Genomic DNA, 16,475 nt, shown 5'->3' with positions numbered 1-16,475 from the left:
GCTCCGGGCGGACGGGCACATTCCCCCGTTTACGGTTGACCGTTCTGTGTCAACTGTTGGTGAACGCCCCCACGTGCGGTTTTAGGATGCGGTAATTCTGCCGCGACCCGACTGTCCGAAGGCACACCATGACCCAGGCCCCGAACGTCGATGCACTACCCGAGCCAACCGTGCTCAAACGCGCGAAGCGACGGCGTCCCGGACTTCTGGTGGCCAATGCGATCGTGCTGGTACTGGCCGCGATGGCGGTCACCACGATATTCACCAACCCTCGTTTCGAGTGGCACACCGTCGCGAAATACTTCTTTGAAATCCGGGTGCTGAAGGGCATCGGGGTCAGCATCGGAATGACCGCGGCGACCATGGCGATTTCTCTGGTGTCCGGCACTCTGGTCGCTCTTATGCGGATGGGCGACTCCCGGCTCATGTCCACGGTCGCGGCGGCGTTTATCTGGGTTTTCCGCAGCATTCCCATGCTGGTGCAGCTACTGTTCTGGTACAACCTCGCCGCCCTGTTTCCGACGCTGTCCCTCGGCATTCCCTGGGGGCCGCGTTTCGTCACCTTCGACTCGAACGACGTCATCGGCCCGCTGACCGCCGCGATCATCGGCCTGACCCTCCATGAGACGGCGTACATCGCGGAGTTGATCCGTTCGGGGCTGCTCTCGGTGCCCGACGGACAGCATCAGGCGGCATCCGCGCTGGGGTTGACGCCGACTCAGGTCTTCTTCCGCATCACCCTCCCCCAGGCGCTGCGGGTCATCGTCCCACCGATGGGAAATGAGCTGATATCTCTCCTCAAGGCCACCTCTCTGGTCAGCGTGATCACCCTGGCCGACCTGCTCTACTCGGTCCAACTGATTTACGCCAAGAACTTCCAGACCGTTCCGCTGTTGATCGTGGCCGCCATTTGGTACATGATCATCACTGGCGTCATCACTCTTCTGCAGCAGCGCCTGGAGCGACGTCTGGGACGACACACCCTGATTTCGGCCGACAAGGCCGGGAAAGTGAAGAGGATCGAGCACTCGGTATGACCGTGGCATCGGAAAAGCAATCGCAGGCGGTCGTCTCCCTGCGTGGGATCCGTAAGTCATTCCGTGGCACCGAGGTGTTGCACGGCATCTCCCTGGATATCCGCCGAGGTGAGACGGTCTGTCTGATCGGTCCCTCCGGATCCGGAAAGAGCACGCTGCTGCGCTGCGTCAATCACCTCGAGGTGCCGGACCAGGGCGTGGTGGTGGTCGACGGCAGCGTCATCGGCTACCAGCTACGCGGCCGTACTCTGCATGAGCTGGGCCCCCGGGAGCTGGCCGCCCAGCGCTCGGCGATGGGCATGGTGTTCCAGAGCTTCAATCTGTTCCCGCACCTGACCGCCCGCGAGAACATCGTGGAGGCCCCGCGCCGGGTGCTCGGGCTCTCCAAGGCCCAAGCCGACCAGCGGGCCGTGGAGCTGATGACCCGGGTCGGGCTCGCCCACAAGCTGGACAGCTATCCGGACAAGCTCTCCGGCGGCCAGCAGCAGCGGGTGGCCATCGCCCGCGCCCTGGCGATGCGCCCCAAGGTGATGCTCTTCGACGAGCCGACCTCCGCCCTCGACCCCGAGATGGTGCAGGAGGTGCTCAGCGTCATCAGGGACCTGGCCCGCGAGGGCATGACGCTGGTCGTCGTCACCCATGAGATGCGCTTCGCCGCCGATATCGCTGACCGGATCGTTTTCATGGACGACGGCCGGATCGTCGAAGAAGGTGCACCTGACCAGCTACTGCGCACCCCCTCACACGACCGCACCCGTACGTTCCTGTCGAAGGTCTCCCCATGAGCGACGCACGCGCGGCTGCCGGGCCGCACCCGGCTACGGTGCCCGCGCCGCTGCGCCGCGCGCGCGGAGAAGCGAATGAAAGCTGCACAGCATGAGCACCGAACTTCCCCTGCCCGCCAAGACCGTCCGGCGCCTGGAGCTGTGGGACTCCTACCGCTCGTACCAGTATCTGGAGGCCGGGGAGGACTTCCGCGCCTTCGAGCTGGCGCCCGCGCTCGGCCGGGTCCCCGGGTCCGCGCTGGAGTGGAGCGAGGATGTCGAGGTCCGCGCGCGGGACTTCGAGGAGCGCCATCCGGTGATCTCCGCGCATGACCATCTCTCGCTGCGCCCCGCGGACCCGGGGGACTTCGCCGACTACCGCCGTCAGGGCCGGGAGTCGATTCCCTACGAGGGCATCGCCCACTCGGGGGTCGACCTGTTCTTCGACGGCGGCCCGGCCGCGGTGAGCATGATCCGCTCGCATGCCCCCTGGGACTGGGACGACACGGTCAGCGATCTGGCCATGCGCCAGGCGGACCTCGCCCATCAGCGGCTGGTGACGCCCGTCCGTACGCTCGAGGAGGCCGACCGGGCACGGGCCGGCGATCAGGTGGGGGTGGTGCTGACCCTGGAGTCCGCCTCCCCCATCGGCAATGACATCGACCGGCTCGATCTGCTCTACGGTCTGGGCGTCCGCCTGCTCGGCCTGGTCTACAGCGAGAGCAATCAGCTGGGTTCGGGGCTCGCCGACACCGGTGACACCGGTCTGACCCTGCTCGGCCGCCGGGCGCTGCGCCGGATGAACGACCTCGGGATCATCGTCGACGTCTCGCACAGCGGGGACGCGACGGCCCTGGACGCCGTGCGCCGTTCCGCCGCGCCCGTGGTGATCACCCATGCCGGGTCCCGGGCACTGTGGCCGACCCCGCGGATGAAGCCGGACGATGTGATCCGGGCCTGCGCCGGGTCCGGCGGGTTCATCGGCGTCGAGGCGGCGCCGCATACGACCATCACCGCCCAGCACCCCCGGCACAGCCTGGACTCGGTGATGGAACACATCGAGCGCTGCGTCGATCTGGTCGGCATCGACCATGTGGCCTTCGGCCCGGACACCAACTTCGGCGATCACACGGCCTGGCACCGGACGTTCGCCCCGCTCTTCGGCAAGGACGACGCGCACGACGGCAAGGCCCCCGAACTGCCGCCACACGAGGAGGTCGCGTACGTACGCGGCTGTGAGAACCCCGCGGAGGCAGTCGGCAACATGATCCGGTGGCTGTTCGAGCGGGGCTACTCCGAAGCGGACGTGGCCAAGCTGGCCGGGGGCAACGTACGGCGCGTCGCCGAGACCGTCTGGGGCCGCTGACCGGTCCCGTTCTTCCGCATCCGCTACCCCCCACCTCCCGGAATGGAGCACCCATGCGCAACCGTCCCCATGTCGCCGCATGCGCCCTGCTGGCTTCCCTGACGCTCACCCTGTCCGCCTGTTCGGTGGACGACACCCCTGGCGACGGCAAGGCCAAGAGGAGCCATCCGGCGGCCACGCTCGCCCCGGAACCCAAGGACAGCGCGCTGGCGGCCGAGGTGCCCGAGGAGTACACCAAGAAGACACTGATCATGGGTGTCAGCGAATACGCGCCGTATGTCACCTTCGAGTCCGACGGGAAGATCACCGGGCTGGTCCCCGAACTGTCGGCGCAGCTCTCCTCGTTGCTCGATGTGAAGATCAAGGTGGAGCGGACCAACTTCGACGCGGTGATCCCGGGGCTGAAGTCCGGCCGGATCGACCTCAGCGCCCCCTCCGGCGACTTCATCGAGCGTCAGAAGGAAGTCGACTTCGCCGACTTCGCGCAGAGCAGTGTGACGCTGATGGTGCTCAAGGACAGCTCCTTCCGCCCCAAGAACGGTCTCGAGGTCTGCGGGCACAAGGTCGGCATCGAGAAGGGCGCCGGAACGCAGAACGTGCTCGCCGCGCAGAACAAGCGCTGTGCCGCGAAGGGCAAGCCGTCGGTGGACGTGAAGCCCTACACCGACCTGCCCGCCGCCTCGCTGGCGCTGCAGAGCAAGCGCGTGGACGCGGTGGCCGCGCCCAGCGCCTCCAACACCTCGGTCAGCCAGAACGCGCAGGACCGCTTCACGACGCTCGAGCTCAAGGACATGATGGACCTGCCCGCCGCGACGGCCATCTACGGCATCCAGGCCAAGAAGGGCACCGGGCTCGCCTCCGTGATCGTCAAGGGGCTGCAGAAGATGTACGAATCGGGCACCTACGCCAAGCTCTTCGGCCAGTGGGGGCTGCCGCTGTCCACGGTCACCCGGTCCCAGCTCGCCGTCAACGGCTCCAAGCAATCCCAGACCCAGTGAGATCATCCATGGCACGAACCAGTCGGGCCGAAACGAGCGGGGACAGAGAGCGGGCGGCCTGGGAGGAGCCCGCCCGGCTGCTGGACGAGCGGGTGTGGCGACGCACCCTGCGCGTTCCGACGCGGGACGGGATCGTCCTGGCCGCCGATCTGTTCACCGCCGAGGAGCGGCCCGGGCCCCGTCCGGTCATCCTCGAGCGGACCCCCTACGGCCGCCGCGACATACGCGACTCCGACCGCAGCCGCCACGACGAGCCGGTGCCGACGCCGGAGGAGACCTCGGCGTTCTTCGTCCGCGCGGGGTACCACGTGGTGCGGCAGGACTGCCGGGGCCGCGGGGACTCGGACGGCACCTTCGTGAAGTATCTGGGCGAGGGGCCGGACGGCGCGGACACCATCGACTGGATCGCCGCCCAGCCCTGGTGCGACGGCCGGGTGGCCATGATGGGGGTGTCCTACTCGGCGCACGCCCAGACGGCTGCCGCGGCCGAGTCCCCCACCGGCCTGTCCGCGATGTTCATGGACTCCGGCGGCTTCGCCAGCGCCTACGAGGCCGGGATGCGGATGGGCGGCGCCTTCGAGCTCAAGCAGATCACCTGGGCCTTCCGGCACGGTGAGGAGAGCCCGGAGGCGGAGCGGGACCCGCTGGTGCGCAAGGCGTTCGCGGGGACGGATCTGCGCGACTGGTTCACCGTGCTGCCGTGGCGCACCGGCGTCTCCCCGCTGCGTCAGGTGGGGAGTTACGAGCGCTATCTGCTCGACCAGTGGCGGCATGACGCCTTCGGGGCGTACTGGCGCCAGCCGGCCATCTACGGGCGCGGCCACTACGACCGCTTCCCGGATGTGCCGACCCTGCACATGTCGAGCTGGTACGACCCGTATGTGCGCTCCACCATCGAGAACTTCACCGCCATGGGCCGTCTCAAGCGGTCCCCGGCGTATCTGGTGATGGGGCCGTGGAAGCACGGGCTGCGCTGTGTCACCTTCGCCGGTGATGTGGACTTCGGGCCCGCCGCGACGTTCAGCGGCAATGTGGACACTTCGTATCTGTCCTTCCGGCAGCGCTGGTTCGACGCGGTGCTGGGGGGCGGCGACCCGGAGTCGATCCCGCGGGTGCGGTATTTCCTGATGGGCGGCGGGGACGGCAGGCGCGACGAGGCCGGGCGGATGCGGCACGGCGGCCGGTGGCACACCGACACCCAGTGGCCCCCGGCCGGGACCCGGGAGACCGCGTTCTACTGCCACACCTCGGGCGAGCTGAGCCGGGAGCGGCCGACGGCCGAACGGGCCTGGGTGGAGTACGACTTCGACCCGAACGACCCGGTGCCGACGCTGGGCGGCCAGGTCACCTCGGGGGAGCCGGTGATGGTGGGCGGCGCCTTCGACCAGGTGCCGGACGAGCGGTTCTACGGTGTCCGGCCGCCGTATCTGCCGCTGGACTCCCGGCCCGATGTGATCTCGCTCGCCACCCCGCCGCTGGAGGAGCCGCTGGTGGTGGCCGGACCGGTCACGGCGCGGCTGTTCATCTCCTCCTCCGCGCCGGACACCGACTTCACGGTGAAGCTGGTCGATGTGTATCCGCCGAACGAGGACTATCCGCACGGCTTCGCGATGAACCTCACCGAGGGCATCTTCCGCTGCCGCTTCCATGAGTCGTTCGAGCGCCCGGAGCCGCTGGAGCCGGGCGAGGTGTACGAGATCGAGATCCCGGCGCCGGACACGGCCAACCGCTTCGAGGCCGGGCACCGGCTGCGGGTGGACATCTCCTCCAGCGACTTCCCCCGGTTCGACGTCAATTCCAATACCGGGGTGCCGGAGGCGGTGAGCCGCCGCAAGGTGGTCGCGACCAACCGAGTCCACATGGACGCGGACCGCTCCTCGGCGGTGCTGCTGTGGACCCAGCCGGGCTGACGGATCGCGGACGCGCGGCCGTCACCGCATGATGGTCGCCAGCACGTCCTGCCCCAGCCGGAGCAGGGTGCTGGTGGCCAGCCGGTGGTAGACGTACTTGCCCTCGCGCTCGGACTCGATGAGCCCGGCGTCCCTGAGCTGGCGCAGGGTGCGGGAGACCTGCGTATCGGCGAGCCCCATCCGCTGGGCCAGTTCGGAGGTGGTGATGGGCTCGCCCAGCAGATGGCGGCACACCTCCATCCGGCCCAGGGACGCCAGTGCGGACATCCGGGCCCGCAGCTCCGCCTGGGTGAGCTGATCGGCCGTCCCGTCCTCCCGGGCGGCGAACTGGAGCACCACGGGGTGGGACTCCTCGTCCTTGACGGTCAGATGCGGCCAGACATGGACGGAGGGGAGCAGGAAGAGCGGGCGTGGGCCGATCTCGATCTCGGCGACGGCCAGCTTGTCGTAGCGCACCCGCTCCCCGCCCCGGGAGACCACCGCCGTGGGGCTGAGCCCGGCCAGCACCTCGGCCAGACCCCGCCGCCGGATATCGCTGCGGACCCGGGCGGCGGCCGACTCCAGCCGGTCGCGGACCGTGCGCCACTCGGAGGCGAAGAACGCCTCGGCGCAGGAGTCGAGGAAGCACAGGAGCCGGCCGCGCAGCCTCTCGGGCGAGGCCACCAGATCGTGGGCCAGCTCCCCGCGCCGGATGGACCGCAGCTCGCACTGGGCCACATAGCGCTCGGCGGCCTCGGGGTCGGTGAGCAGGCTTCGGGCCGGGGGCACGGCCTCGCGGAAGCCGAGCACTCCCTGGGAGCACAGGCCCACGAACTCCTCGAGCGGCAGCTTCTCCAGATGGCGCAGCTCGTCCTCGAAGGGCTGGTCCAGCGGAAGTCCCAGCGGAAACAGCAGCCGGCAGCGGAGCCGGGCCCACAGCGGGGACAGGGCGCTCATCTCATGGGCGAGGGAGGGGGAGATCGCCATCCCGAGCCGGTGCGTCCAGCGCTGGGCCTCGGGGTGGTGGTCGGGCTCGGCCATGATGTGCAGCACCGACATGAGCTCGGCCAGCGCCGACCGGCCGACGTACACATCGGCCGGTCGTGCGCGCTGGAGGTTGAGCGTGATCCCCACACCCGCACATTACTCGGCGGGTGACGGGCCCGACCGGGGAGTCTCCCGAATCGGCGCCGGACCCCCAGGTCAGGGGCTTGGGGCGGCCGGGGCCGGTGGCGGGGCCCGGTCAGTCGCGGGGCAGCAGGGGGCCCAGCGGGCCCAGATCCAGGTTGAGGTCGTCCTCGGTCAGCCCGAAATGCTCCCGCAGCTCGGCCATGTTCCGCTCCAGGGCCATCAACGTCAGCCCGAGCTTCTCTATCTGCTCATCGCTGATGCCGCCCTGCTCGACGCGGCGCAGCGCCTGCCGCTCCATGAGCTGCCGCAGCAGTTCGACGATGGTGAGCACCAGACCGGCCAGGCTCTTGCGGACCGACTCCTCGTCCACTTCGATCCGCCGACCGGGCCGGGGAGCGCGGTCATCCGTCATGGCGGACCCCCTCCCTTCCTCCTCGTTCCTCCTCCTCGTTCTCCACCCGTACGGAGGCGATCAGGGCGCGCAGGGAGATCCGCACCAGGTCGATGTCGGCGATGGTCAGGGTGATCTCCCCCGCGATCACCACGCCTCCGGCGAGCACCCGGTCGAGCAGGTCGACCAGGGCCACCTCCCTGCGCTCGATCGCACGGGTCACGACGGCGCCTCCTTGGGCCGGGCCTCTCCTTCCTGTCCTTCCTGTCCTTCCCGCTTCGGTGGAGCGGTGAAGGAGTACGGCGGCCAGGGGCCGCTGACCTCCAGGGTGAAGGCGAGGCAGCGCTCCCCCAGCGCGGTCACCAGGGCGGTGAACTCCTCGGTGAGACCGTCGGGTACCAGATAGGAGTTGTTCAGCACCATCCATCCCTCGTAGGCGGCCAGCGCGGTGTCCTGCGGTGGATGGGCGGCCGTCGCCACCGCCAGCGCGGCGAGGGAGGCGTGGATCTCCTCCGCCCGCTCGGTCGCCCGCAGATGCGCGGTCTCCTGGTCCTGCCGCTGGGCCCGCCGGCGCAGCAGATAGGCGGTGCCGGGGCTGTCCTCGCCGCCGGCGGGCTCGTCCGGGTCGGGCAGGAAGGACCTGGGGTCGACATACGCCTTGACGCCCCACTCGGTGCGGCCCGCCACCCGCCGCAGCGTGGCCGCGAAGTCCTCCCGGCGCTCCTGGAGCATCGCGCGGACCCGGTCGTCGTCGTGGTAGAGCGTGGCGAAGCGCAGCGGGATGACCTGGCCCTGGCGGGCCACGCCGTTGATCACCCGGTGATGGGCGCGGGCCGTGCGCTCCAGCCACTCCAGGTCCTCCAGATGGCCGCGCAGCGCGTCCTCGTCGAACTCCTCCAGGGGTACGGAGCCCACGACGGCGGCCAGCCCCGCCTTCTCCACCAGGCGCACCGGCTCGTCCGCCACACCGGTGAGCCCCTGCGGCGGGGTGCCGCCCTCGGGGGCGGCCGTCACCGCGTACAGCCAGGTGGCGAGGGAATCGGTCACCGTTCGTCCTCCCGCTCCGCGCCACGGTCCACCTCGCGCGCGCCGTGACCGTCCTCCAGCTCGCCGACGCGCCGCCGCAGCCGCTCGTTCTCCTCCAGGACGTCCCGGGCGCCGGAGGAGAGCGTGGGGTCGTGCTCCCACCAGTCGATGCCCATCTCCTTGGCCCGGTCCACGGAGGCGACCAGCAGCCGGATCTTGATCGTCAGCAGTTCGATGTCCAGCAGATTGATCTGGATGTCACCGGCGATGACGATGCCCTTGTCGAGCACCCGCTCCAGGATGTCGGCCAGGCTGGAGGGCTCGGATCCGCGGCGGGCCGGTTCACGTGCGCCGCCGGTGCGCCGGACCGGAGCGTTCCAGTCGGAACTCTGGTTCATGTCCGGTCCTCCCCCCTGCCCCGGTAGTAGCGCTCGGTGCGGCGATAGGAGGCGAGTTCGCCGCTATCGTCCAGCTCGACCTGGTACTCGGCGAGGATGTCGGTGGAGTCCGGTATCCGGTGGGTCTCGACGACCTCGATGCCGATGACCCAGCCGTCCTTCCCACGCTCCAGCGAGGTGACGCCCTCCGCGGCCCGCCCGGTGAGCCCCTCCACATGGCGCGCCGCACGCCGCGCGGCGTCACGGGCGTCGAGGGCGGGACGGCGGGGCCGGGGCCGCTCCCGCTCATGGCCCTGCTCGTGCCGGTCCCCTTCCTCACGGGGCCGGGTGCGCGGCCGCTCCTCGTGGTGGCGTTCGTCGCGGTGGCGATCCTCGTCGCGGCGATCCTCGTCGTGGCGATCCTCACGGCGGCGCTCCTCGCGAGGCCGTTCCTCGGGGGGCACGGCTCATACCTCCATGCCCCCGCCGGGCGGCCCCTGGGACATCAGCCTGCGAACCAGCTCGTCCTCCTCGCGGGCCGCCTCCTCCTCGGTGAGCTCTCCGCTCTCCCGGGCCTCCGCGACCTCTTCCAGCCGCTGCTTGATCACCTCGGGGTCGTAAAGCTGCCGATGGGCCTCGTCATGGAGCCGCTCGGCGACCCAGACGACACCTCGCACCGGGGCCAGCGGCAGCGTGGCCAGGCCGGTGAACAGTCCCATGGCTACTCGTCGCCTTCCTCTTCTTCGAGCAGTGCGTCGGCCACGAAGTCGTACGGCGCCAGCGGGCCGAGCAGCCGCAACCGGACCCGGCCGTGCCAGTGCTCGGCGAGCTCCTCGGCCGCCTCCTCGAACGCCTGCCGCTTCGCGTCCTCCACCAGGAACGAGGCGTTGACCAGCCCTTCGGCGGACGCCGCCTCCTGCGACACCGAGCCCAGCGCATACGGCCCCAGCCGCCGGTCGAGCTCCAGCGCGTCCACGCTCCGCTTCGCGTCGATGGTGTCCAGGACGAGTCGGCCGAGCTGGATCCGCTGCTCGTACCCCTCCTCCTCCGGCAGCCCCCGCAGTTCCTCGCGGAGCCGTCTGGCCTCCGGCTGTTCGGTCACCACCTCGCGCAAGACCGCGTCCTGCTCATACCGGGCCCGCACGGTGAGCTGCGAGCGGCCGCGGAGCCGGTCCAGGCCGCGGGCGAAGTCGTCATGCCCCTCGGCCAGCAGCTCGTCGGTCACCGCGGCGGTGTCGCGTACCACGGTGCCGAAGCGGAACGGCAGCACCGGTGGGCCCTGCTCGGCCAGGCTGTCCAGCACCTTGGCATGCGTACGCAGATCCTCGGGGGTGCCCAGCGGCTTGCCGACGGGCACCTCGCTGACCACCGCGGCCTGGCCTCGGTGGCGGACCAGGGTCACCGGGGCCTCCGGATCCCCGACGGCGGGCAGGTCCTCGACCGACTCATCGGTCCGGTCGTCCGTGACGACCCCGTAGACATAGCAGGCACGTGCGTCCTCGGCCATCACCGCTCGCGCTCCCTGTGACTGGTGGAACCCCTCGTGCGCCGGGGCCTGCCCCGCTCCTCGGGCTCGGGCTCCCGGTCCTCGTCGTCATCGTCGTCATCGTCCTGCAGCAGATCCGAGACCGATTCCTTGACGCCTTCCAGGGCGCCCTTGGTCTTCTTCTTGCCGCCGCCCTCGCGGAGGTCGTCCATGAGGCCGGGCAGACCATGGGTCTCGGTGCCGCTGCGGGCGAGGTCGAGTCGGTTGGTCGCCTCCGCGAACCGCAGATACGTGTCCACGCTGGCGACGACGATCCGGGCGTCGATGGTCAGGAGCTCGATGCCCACCAGGGACACCCGCACATACACATCGATGACCAGGCCCTTGTCCAGAATGAGGTCGACCACGTCGACCAGGGCGCTGGAACTCGCCCGGTCCAGATACTGGCTCTGCTGCTGGCGTGCTACGGTCACCGCGCTCACCCGTTCCCGGGGCGGGATCCCTCAGCGGCGCGTGCGGCGCCGCGCGGGCTCCTCGTCCTCGTACTCCTCCTCGTCCTCGTCCCGGGGCTCCTCGTCCTCGTACTCCTCGGGCTCCTCGGGCTCCTCGGGCTCTTCCTCCTCGTCGTACTCCTCGCGCTCCTCGCCTTCCTCGCCTTCCCCCTCCTCTCGCTCGTCCCCCTCCACGACCTCGCCGTCGTGCACCACACCGCGCCAGCCCACGACCTCGTCGGGGTCGAGCAGCACCTCGCGCATGAGATGACGGCGGAAGTGCTTCAACTCCAGACGCACCCGGCGGCCCTGGGCGCGCCAGAGGTTGCCGGTGCGCTCCATGAAGCCCTGCGGCCAGTACTCCAGGACGAACAGGATCCGGGTGAGCTCGGGGGCCAGCTCATGGAAGGTGATCGTGCCGTCCACATGGCCCTTGTCGGCCCGTGACGTCCAGATGATCCGCTTGTCGGGCACCTGCTCGACGACCTCTGCCTGCCACTTGCGGTGCGACCAGAAGACCTGGGCCTTCCACTCGGATTCCGTCCCGGGCCCGTCCTCGTCCTCACTCTCACTCTCCTCCTCGCCCTGGTTCTGGACGTCCTCGACCTTCTTCATGTACGAGGGGAAGTTCTCCCACTCCGTCCAGAGGTTGTAGGTGAGGGAGAGGGGCGCGCCCACGTCGATCTGCTCCACGATGTTGGTGACCTTGAGCTTCTTGCCGCCCTTGCCGCCACCGTCGCCGCCACCGCCGAGGCCCGGGATGAAGCTCTTGGCCTTGTCGACGACCTTTTCCTTGACCTGGTCCTTGACCTTCTCCTTGATCTGCTCCTTGGCCGTGTCGACGACCTTGCCCTTGACCTGGTCCAGTCCGCCCTTCAGCGCGCCCGTCCCGGGGTTGCCCCCCAGGTGGGTGACCGATTCCAGAGCCTTTTCGCCCAGCGCCACCAGCAGGCCCTGTGCTTCCTTCACCAGGCGTTCGGTGGGCAGCGCGCCGCGCCCACCGGCCCGTCCCTTGGGGGTTTCCTCAGCCATGGCCCTCACCTCTGGCTTCGTCGCGCGGGCCCTTCGGAGCCGGTCCGCTTCCTGGCCTGCGCCGGACGGTCGGCCGACTTGCGCTGCTGCTTGCCGGTGCGCTCGCGTGGTTCGCGCTCCTCCTGCTCGTCCGGCTCCTCCTGCTTGTCCGGCTCCTCCTGCTCGTCCGGCTCCTCGTGCTCCCCGGCCTCCGGCTCCCCGCCCCCCGCGCCACCGGTGCGCAGCGCCGTGGCGCGGTGCTCCAGCCGGTCGCTCAGGGCGTCGATGCGGCTACTGGCCGCCGACATGGCCGCCTCCCGACCCACGGAGACCAGCCGGCTGCCGATCTCCTGGCCCAGCTTGCCGAGCTCGGAGGACTTCAGCGCCTGGGCGCCCGGTGGGCTGATACCGGAGAGCCGCTTGCCCGCGGCGAGACCGGCGAGGCCGAGGACCAAGGTCCCCCTGTGGCCACGCCCGAAGAGATAGCCACTGACGAAGGCCAGCGCCACCCGGGAGTTCTTCATGGTCGCTCCTCCTCCCGGAGCTGAACGAGACAGCCGCTCGGGTACATATAACCAAGTATGGTGCATTTCACCCTATTAAGTGACCCGTCAGGCCGCGAGCACCGGATGCAGCACCACCTTGGTGTAGCCCTCCACCCGCTTGTCGAACTTCTCGTACGCCTGCGGGGCCTGGGCCAGCGGGAGTTCATGCGAGACCACGAAGCTGGGCCTGGCGCGACCGGCGATGATCAGGTCGCGCAGCTGGCGGTTGTAGCGCTTGACATTGCACTGGCCCGTGCCCATACGCTGGCCCTTCTCGAACATCCGGCCGATGGAGACCAGCAGCTGACCGCGTTTGGCGTGCTCGTCGGGGGCGCCCGGGTCGGAGGGGACGTACAGCCCCGGCACGCCGAGCCGTCCGGTCGGCCGCACCGTGTCGACCAGCGAGTTGAGCACCACCGCGGGCTCCTCATGACCGGCCTCGCGCCCCTGGGCCTGGTAGCCCACGGCGTCGATGCCCTTGTCGGTGCCCTCGCCGCCGGTACGGTCCAGGATCTGCCGCACCGCGTCGTCCTTGCTGAAGTCGATGGGGATGGCGCCGATCTCCTCGGCCTTGGCCAGCCGCTCGGGCACCCGGTCGACCACGAACACCTTGGCGGCGCCGCGCAGCAGCGCGGAGTAGGCGGACATCAGCCCCACCGGGCCCGCGCCGTAGACGGCCACGCTCTCGCCCGGGGAGACCTCGGCCAGCTCACAGCCGTGATAGCCGGTCGGGAAGATGTCGGCGAGCAGGACGAAGTCGGTCTCGAACTCCTCGCCCGCGGGCAGCTTCAGGCAGTTGAAGTCGGCGAAGGGCACCCGCAGCCGCTCGGCCTGGCCGCCCGGGTAGGGGCCCATCGCCACATAGCCGTAGGCACCGCCCGCGAAACCGGGGTTGACGGTGAGACAGAAGCCGGTGTCGCCCGCGAGGCAGTTCTTGCAGAATCCGCAGGCCACATTGAACGGCATGACGACGCGGTCGCCCTTGGACAGCGTGACGACGCCGGGGCCGGTCTCCTCGACGACGCCGAGGTTCTCGTGCCCGAAGACGATGCCGGGCTCGGCCGCCGTACGGCCCTCGTACATATGCAGATCGGAGCCGCAGATCGCGCTGGAGGTGACGCGCACGATCACATCGTTCGGATGCTGGATCCGAGGATCGTCGACGTCCCTCACCGCCACCGAATAGGGCTTCTCGTAGACGACGGCTTTCACCTGGATCACCTCCGCGTCGGATGCTGACGAGCGGCGGTGGTGGCGGAAACAACGCGGCCCCGTCCCAGGTGTCTCGGCCATCACCGGGTACTTCCAGCGAAACGCCGTCGGACGCCCGGCGCAACCGGGTCCCGGCGCGGCCACCCGGCCCCGGGCCCTGCCGGGCGTATTCGACCGTGCTCCATGGGCCTGGTCGACCGCGATCCTGGGGCTACTCGACCGTGATCCAGTCCAGAGTGCGCTGGACGGCCTTCTTCCAGCCCGCGTAGCCCTCCTCCCTGGCCTTCTGGTCCCACTGGGGCTCCCACCGCCTGGACTCGCTCCAGTGGGAGCGCAGCTCATCGGTGTCCCGCCAGAAACCCGTGGCCAGCCCCGCGGCGTAGGCGGCGCCCAGGGCGGTGGTCTCGGCGATGACGGGGCGGCTGACCGGTACGCCCAGCACATCGGCCTGGATCTGCATGCACAGCTCGTTGTCGGTGACCCCGCCGTCCACCCGCAGGACGTCCAGGTGGATGTCGGCGTCCCGCTCCATGGCCTCGACCACGTCCCGGCTCTGGTAGCAGATGGCCTCCAGGGTGGCCCGGGCGATATGGCCATTGGTGTTGAAGCGGGTGAGGCCGACGATCGCGCCCCGGGCGTCGGAGCGCCAGTACGGGGCGAAGAGCCCGGAGAAGGCGGGCACGAAGTACACCCCGCCGTTGTCCTCGACGGTGCGGGCGAGCCGCTCGCTCCCGGGGGCGTCGTCGATCATCTTCATCTGGTCGCGCAGCCACTGGACGGCCGAGCCGGTGACGGCGATCGAGCCCTCCAGTGCGTAGACGGGAGGGCTGTCGCCGAACTGGTACGCCACGGTCGTGAGCAGCCCGCTGGTCGAGCGGATCAGCTCCGCTCCGGTGTTGAGCAGCAGGAAGTTACCGGTGCCATAGGTGTTCTTGGCCTCGCCGGGGGCGAAGCAGACCTGGCCGACCGTGGCCGCCTGCTGGTCGCCGAGGACGCCGGTGATGGGGGTGGCGGTGCGCAGCGGGCGGGAGGTGCGGGCCTGGCCGAACGCCTCGGGGTGGGAGGAGGGGTTGATCGTCGGCAGCATCGCGCGCGGAATGCCGAAGATCTCCAGCAGTTCGTCGTCCCAGTCCAGCGTCTCCAGGTTCATCAGCATGGTGCGGCTGGCGTTGGTGACATCGGTGGCGTGGATGCCGGCGCCGGGGCCGCCGGTGAGGTTCCACAGCACCCAGGCGTCGGTGTTGCCGAAGAGGGCGTGGCCGCGCTCGGCGGCCTCGCGGACGCCCTCGACGTTCTCCAGAATCCATTTGATCTTGCCGCCGGAGAAGTAGGTGGCGGGCGGCAGCCCCGCCTTGCGGCGGATGATCTCGCCACGGCCGTCCCGTTCGAGGGCGGCGGCGATGGTGTCGGTGCGGGTGTCCTGCCAGACGATGGCGTTGTAGTACGGGCGGCCGTTGCGCGGATCCCAGATCACCGTGGTCTCGCGCTGATTGGTGATGCCGATCGCGGCCAGGTCGGCGGGCGAGAGCCCGCCCGCGCGGAAGGCGTTCTGCATCACGGAGTTGGTGCGCTCGTAGATCTCCACCGGATCGTGCTCGACCCACCCCGCGCGCGGCAGGATCTGGCGGTGCTCGAGCTGGTACCGGGCCACCTCGTCGCCGTCGTGGTTGAAGATCATGAAGCGGGTGCTGGTGGTTCCCTGGTCCACCGCACCGACGAATTCCGGCATGATGCCGCCTCTCGTGGGTGGGGTCCGGCCCGGATCGGCTATTCGGGGGTCGGGGTGCGGCCCACCTCCGGTGTGGCCACCGGGAGGTAGCGGCTGATCAGGACCTTGTAGAGGGCGGCGCCGATCAGCCCTCCGACCAGCGGCCCCACGATCGGCACCCAGAAGTAGATGTCCCCGTACTGGTCCCGCCAGGCGCTGTGATAGCCGGTGAGGTAGCTGGCGAGCCGGGGGCCGAAGTCACGGGCCGGGTTGATGGCGTACCCCGCGTCGGCGCCCCACGCCATGCCGATCGCGACCACGATCAGGCCGATGATGAGCGGCCCCAGATTGGCCTTGGGGGCCGAGTTCAGCAGATCGGTGACGGCGAAGATGAGCAGCACCAGGATCGCGGTGCCGATGATCTGGTCGCGCAGCGCGCCCCATTCGCTGACCGGAAGGGCGCCGTTGCCGGGGAGGGTGGAGAAGACGAACTGGGTCTTGAAGGTATGCCCCGGGTCGGCGTGGCCCAGCACCTCGGTGTAGTTCCAGCGCACCAGCAGGGCCCCGACGAACGCGCCGAGCGTCTGGGCCCCCACGTAGGGCAGGACCTTGCTCCAGGGGAAGCCCTTGAAGGCCGCCAGGGAGACGGTGACCGCCGGGTTGATATGGGCCCCGCTGAGCCGCGCCGCCACATACACACCGAGGGTGACGCCCAGGCCCCAGGCCCAGGAGATGGAGTCGTGGTCGCCGAGACCGCCCGGCGGCTTGGTGAGGGCGCCGCCGGCCACGACCTGGGCCACGACGCCGCAGCCGAAGAGGATCAGCACCATGGTGCCCGCGAACTCCGCGCAGAGTTCGCCGAGCAGTGCCGACCTCGGATGGTTCGCCTTCGGGGCAGCCTTCGGGTCAGTCATGCGCCCATCCTGGGCGCGCGGCGGAACGGCGGCCCGTCTTGCTGGGCCGTCCGGGGCACGGACGGTCATGGACGGTCATGGACGGGTTGGGAAGCGAATCATCGACGGGTCATGGACGGCGAAAGCCGG

General features: G+C 69.8%; 19 protein-coding genes. 5 read left to right on the top strand and 14 right to left on the bottom strand.

All coding sequences use genetic code 11. The features are described 5' to 3' along the window. Positions 1-128 precede the first annotated feature (128 nt). The 5 genes from CGL27_RS41950 (at position 129) to CGL27_RS41930 (ending at position 6,075) form a co-directional block, all read left to right on the top strand. Entirely contained in the window at positions 129-1,037 is a 909-nt protein-coding gene (locus CGL27_RS41950; RefSeq protein ID WP_119992718.1) for an amino acid ABC transporter permease, read from the top strand. Then, a complete protein-coding gene (locus CGL27_RS41945) occupies positions 1,034-1,822 on the top strand; it encodes an amino acid ABC transporter ATP-binding protein (protein ID WP_078639180.1) in 789 nt (262 codons plus the stop codon). The genes CGL27_RS41950 and CGL27_RS41945 overlap by 4 nt, the downstream gene beginning before the upstream one ends. 91 nt (positions 1,823-1,913) lie before the next feature. Continuing rightward, positions 1,914-3,167 (top strand): membrane dipeptidase, encoded by a 1,254-nt coding sequence (locus CGL27_RS41940; protein ID WP_078639181.1) that lies wholly within the window; start codon positions 1,914-1,916, stop codon positions 3,165-3,167. Positions 3,168-3,220: 53 nt separating this feature from the next. Continuing rightward, entirely contained in the window at positions 3,221-4,165 is a 945-nt protein-coding gene (locus CGL27_RS41935; protein ID WP_119992716.1) for a transporter substrate-binding domain-containing protein, read from the top strand. Between the two features lie 8 nt (positions 4,166-4,173). Next, the gene (locus CGL27_RS41930; RefSeq protein ID WP_205587838.1) at positions 4,174-6,075 is read left to right on the top strand and encodes a CocE/NonD family hydrolase; all 1,902 of its coding nucleotides are present in this window, start codon (positions 4,174-4,176) and stop codon (positions 6,073-6,075) included. Between the two features lie 21 nt (positions 6,076-6,096). On the opposite strand, the gene CGL27_RS41925 is transcribed toward CGL27_RS41930, so the two are convergent. From CGL27_RS41925 to CGL27_RS41860, 14 genes are all read right to left on the bottom strand, one after another. After that, complete coding sequence (locus tag CGL27_RS41925) at positions 6,097-7,188, bottom strand: helix-turn-helix domain-containing protein (RefSeq protein WP_078639183.1); 1,092 nt, start codon at positions 7,186-7,188, stop codon at positions 6,097-6,099. Between the two features lie 109 nt (positions 7,189-7,297). Then, the gene (locus tag CGL27_RS41920; protein WP_078639184.1) at positions 7,298-7,597 is read right to left on the bottom strand and encodes a gas vesicle protein K; all 300 of its coding nucleotides are present in this window, start codon (positions 7,595-7,597) and stop codon (positions 7,298-7,300) included. Next, entirely contained in the window at positions 7,587-7,799 is a 213-nt protein-coding gene (locus tag CGL27_RS41915) for a gas vesicle protein (protein WP_014056820.1), read from the bottom strand. Before CGL27_RS41915 ends, CGL27_RS41920 begins: the two co-directional genes overlap by 11 nt. Next, the gene (locus CGL27_RS41910) at positions 7,796-8,623 is read right to left on the bottom strand and encodes a GvpL/GvpF family gas vesicle protein (RefSeq protein WP_119992714.1); all 828 of its coding nucleotides are present in this window, start codon (positions 8,621-8,623) and stop codon (positions 7,796-7,798) included. Before CGL27_RS41910 ends, CGL27_RS41915 begins: the two co-directional genes overlap by 4 nt. Beyond that, positions 8,620-9,000, bottom strand: coding sequence for a gas vesicle protein (locus CGL27_RS41905; protein WP_119992712.1), 381 nt, complete (start codon positions 8,998-9,000; stop codon positions 8,620-8,622). The genes CGL27_RS41910 and CGL27_RS41905 overlap by 4 nt, the downstream gene beginning before the upstream one ends. After that, positions 8,997-9,443: a gas vesicle protein GvpO gene (gvpO, locus tag CGL27_RS41900; RefSeq protein ID WP_119992710.1), complete on the bottom strand. Its 447-nt coding sequence runs from the start codon at positions 9,441-9,443 to the stop codon at positions 8,997-8,999. The genes CGL27_RS41905 and gvpO overlap by 4 nt, the downstream gene beginning before the upstream one ends. Before the next feature lie 3 nt (positions 9,444-9,446). Then, the gene (locus CGL27_RS41895; RefSeq protein WP_059146109.1) at positions 9,447-9,698 is read right to left on the bottom strand and encodes a gas vesicle protein GvpG; all 252 of its coding nucleotides are present in this window, start codon (positions 9,696-9,698) and stop codon (positions 9,447-9,449) included. Between the two features lie 2 nt (positions 9,699-9,700). Beyond that, on the bottom strand, positions 9,701-10,486 hold the full coding sequence (locus CGL27_RS41890) for a GvpL/GvpF family gas vesicle protein (RefSeq protein WP_119992708.1): 786 nt from the start codon (positions 10,484-10,486) through the stop codon (positions 9,701-9,703). Then, positions 10,486-10,938 (bottom strand): gas vesicle protein GvpJ, encoded by a 453-nt coding sequence (gvpJ, locus tag CGL27_RS41885; protein WP_078647129.1) that lies wholly within the window; start codon positions 10,936-10,938, stop codon positions 10,486-10,488. Before gvpJ ends, CGL27_RS41890 begins: the two co-directional genes overlap by 1 nt. Before the next feature lie 30 nt (positions 10,939-10,968). After that, positions 10,969-11,988: an SRPBCC family protein gene (locus CGL27_RS53295; RefSeq protein ID WP_119992706.1), complete on the bottom strand. Its 1,020-nt coding sequence runs from the start codon at positions 11,986-11,988 to the stop codon at positions 10,969-10,971. 5 nt (positions 11,989-11,993) lie between these two features. Beyond that, a complete protein-coding gene (locus CGL27_RS41875) occupies positions 11,994-12,491 on the bottom strand; it encodes a hypothetical protein (RefSeq protein ID WP_119992705.1) in 498 nt (165 codons plus the stop codon). A gap of 87 nt (positions 12,492-12,578) precedes the next feature. Then, positions 12,579-13,724, bottom strand: a complete 1,146-nt coding sequence (locus tag CGL27_RS41870) for a glutathione-independent formaldehyde dehydrogenase (protein WP_119994812.1) — start codon at positions 13,722-13,724, stop codon at positions 12,579-12,581. Between the two features lie 211 nt (positions 13,725-13,935). Continuing rightward, positions 13,936-15,453: a glycerol kinase GlpK gene (gene glpK, locus CGL27_RS41865; protein WP_119992703.1), complete on the bottom strand. Its 1,518-nt coding sequence runs from the start codon at positions 15,451-15,453 to the stop codon at positions 13,936-13,938. 38 nt (positions 15,454-15,491) lie between these two features. Further along, a complete protein-coding gene (locus CGL27_RS41860) occupies positions 15,492-16,346 on the bottom strand; it encodes an MIP/aquaporin family protein (RefSeq protein WP_078639192.1) in 855 nt (284 codons plus the stop codon). Positions 16,347-16,475 lie beyond the last annotated feature (129 nt).

The organism is Streptomyces sp. 11-1-2 (genome assembly GCF_003595545.1).
GTDB classification, from domain to species: domain Bacteria; phylum Actinomycetota; class Actinomycetes; order Streptomycetales; family Streptomycetaceae; genus Streptomyces; species Streptomyces hygroscopicus_B.
This window is presented reverse-complemented; position numbering and strand designations above follow the sequence as displayed.

What these genes read in the sequence shown, in the direction of transcription:
- CGL27_RS41950 (WP_119992718.1), top strand. Translation starts at nt 129, where the DNA reads ATGACCCAGGCCCCGAACGTCGATGCACTACCCGAGCCAACCGTGCTC.
- CGL27_RS41945 (WP_078639180.1), top strand. Translation starts at nt 1,034, where the DNA reads ATGACCGTGGCATCGGAAAAGCAATCGCAGGCGGTCGTCTCCCTGCGT.
- CGL27_RS41940 (WP_078639181.1), top strand. Translation starts at nt 1,914, where the DNA reads ATGAGCACCGAACTTCCCCTGCCCGCCAAGACCGTCCGGCGCCTGGAG.
- CGL27_RS41935 (WP_119992716.1), top strand. Translation starts at nt 3,221, where the DNA reads ATGCGCAACCGTCCCCATGTCGCCGCATGCGCCCTGCTGGCTTCCCTG.
- CGL27_RS41930 (WP_205587838.1), top strand. Translation starts at nt 4,174, where the DNA reads ATGGCACGAACCAGTCGGGCCGAAACGAGCGGGGACAGAGAGCGGGCG.
- CGL27_RS41920 (WP_078639184.1), bottom strand. Translation starts at nt 7,597, where the DNA reads ATGACGGATGACCGCGCTCCCCGGCCCGGTCGGCGGATCGAAGTGGAC.
- CGL27_RS41905 (WP_119992712.1), bottom strand. Translation starts at nt 9,000, where the DNA reads ATGAACCAGAGTTCCGACTGGAACGCTCCGGTCCGGCGCACCGGCGGC.
- CGL27_RS41895 (WP_059146109.1), bottom strand. Translation starts at nt 9,698, where the DNA reads ATGGGACTGTTCACCGGCCTGGCCACGCTGCCGCTGGCCCCGGTGCGA.
- CGL27_RS41890 (WP_119992708.1), bottom strand. Translation starts at nt 10,486, where the DNA reads ATGGCCGAGGACGCACGTGCCTGCTATGTCTACGGGGTCGTCACGGAC.
- CGL27_RS53295 (WP_119992706.1), bottom strand. Translation starts at nt 11,988, where the DNA reads ATGGCTGAGGAAACCCCCAAGGGACGGGCCGGTGGGCGCGGCGCGCTG.
- CGL27_RS41875 (WP_119992705.1), bottom strand. Translation starts at nt 12,491, where the DNA reads ATGAAGAACTCCCGGGTGGCGCTGGCCTTCGTCAGTGGCTATCTCTTC.
- glpK (WP_119992703.1), bottom strand. Translation starts at nt 15,453, where the DNA reads ATGCCGGAATTCGTCGGTGCGGTGGACCAGGGAACCACCAGCACCCGC.
- CGL27_RS41860 (WP_078639192.1), bottom strand. Translation starts at nt 16,346, where the DNA reads ATGACTGACCCGAAGGCTGCCCCGAAGGCGAACCATCCGAGGTCGGCA.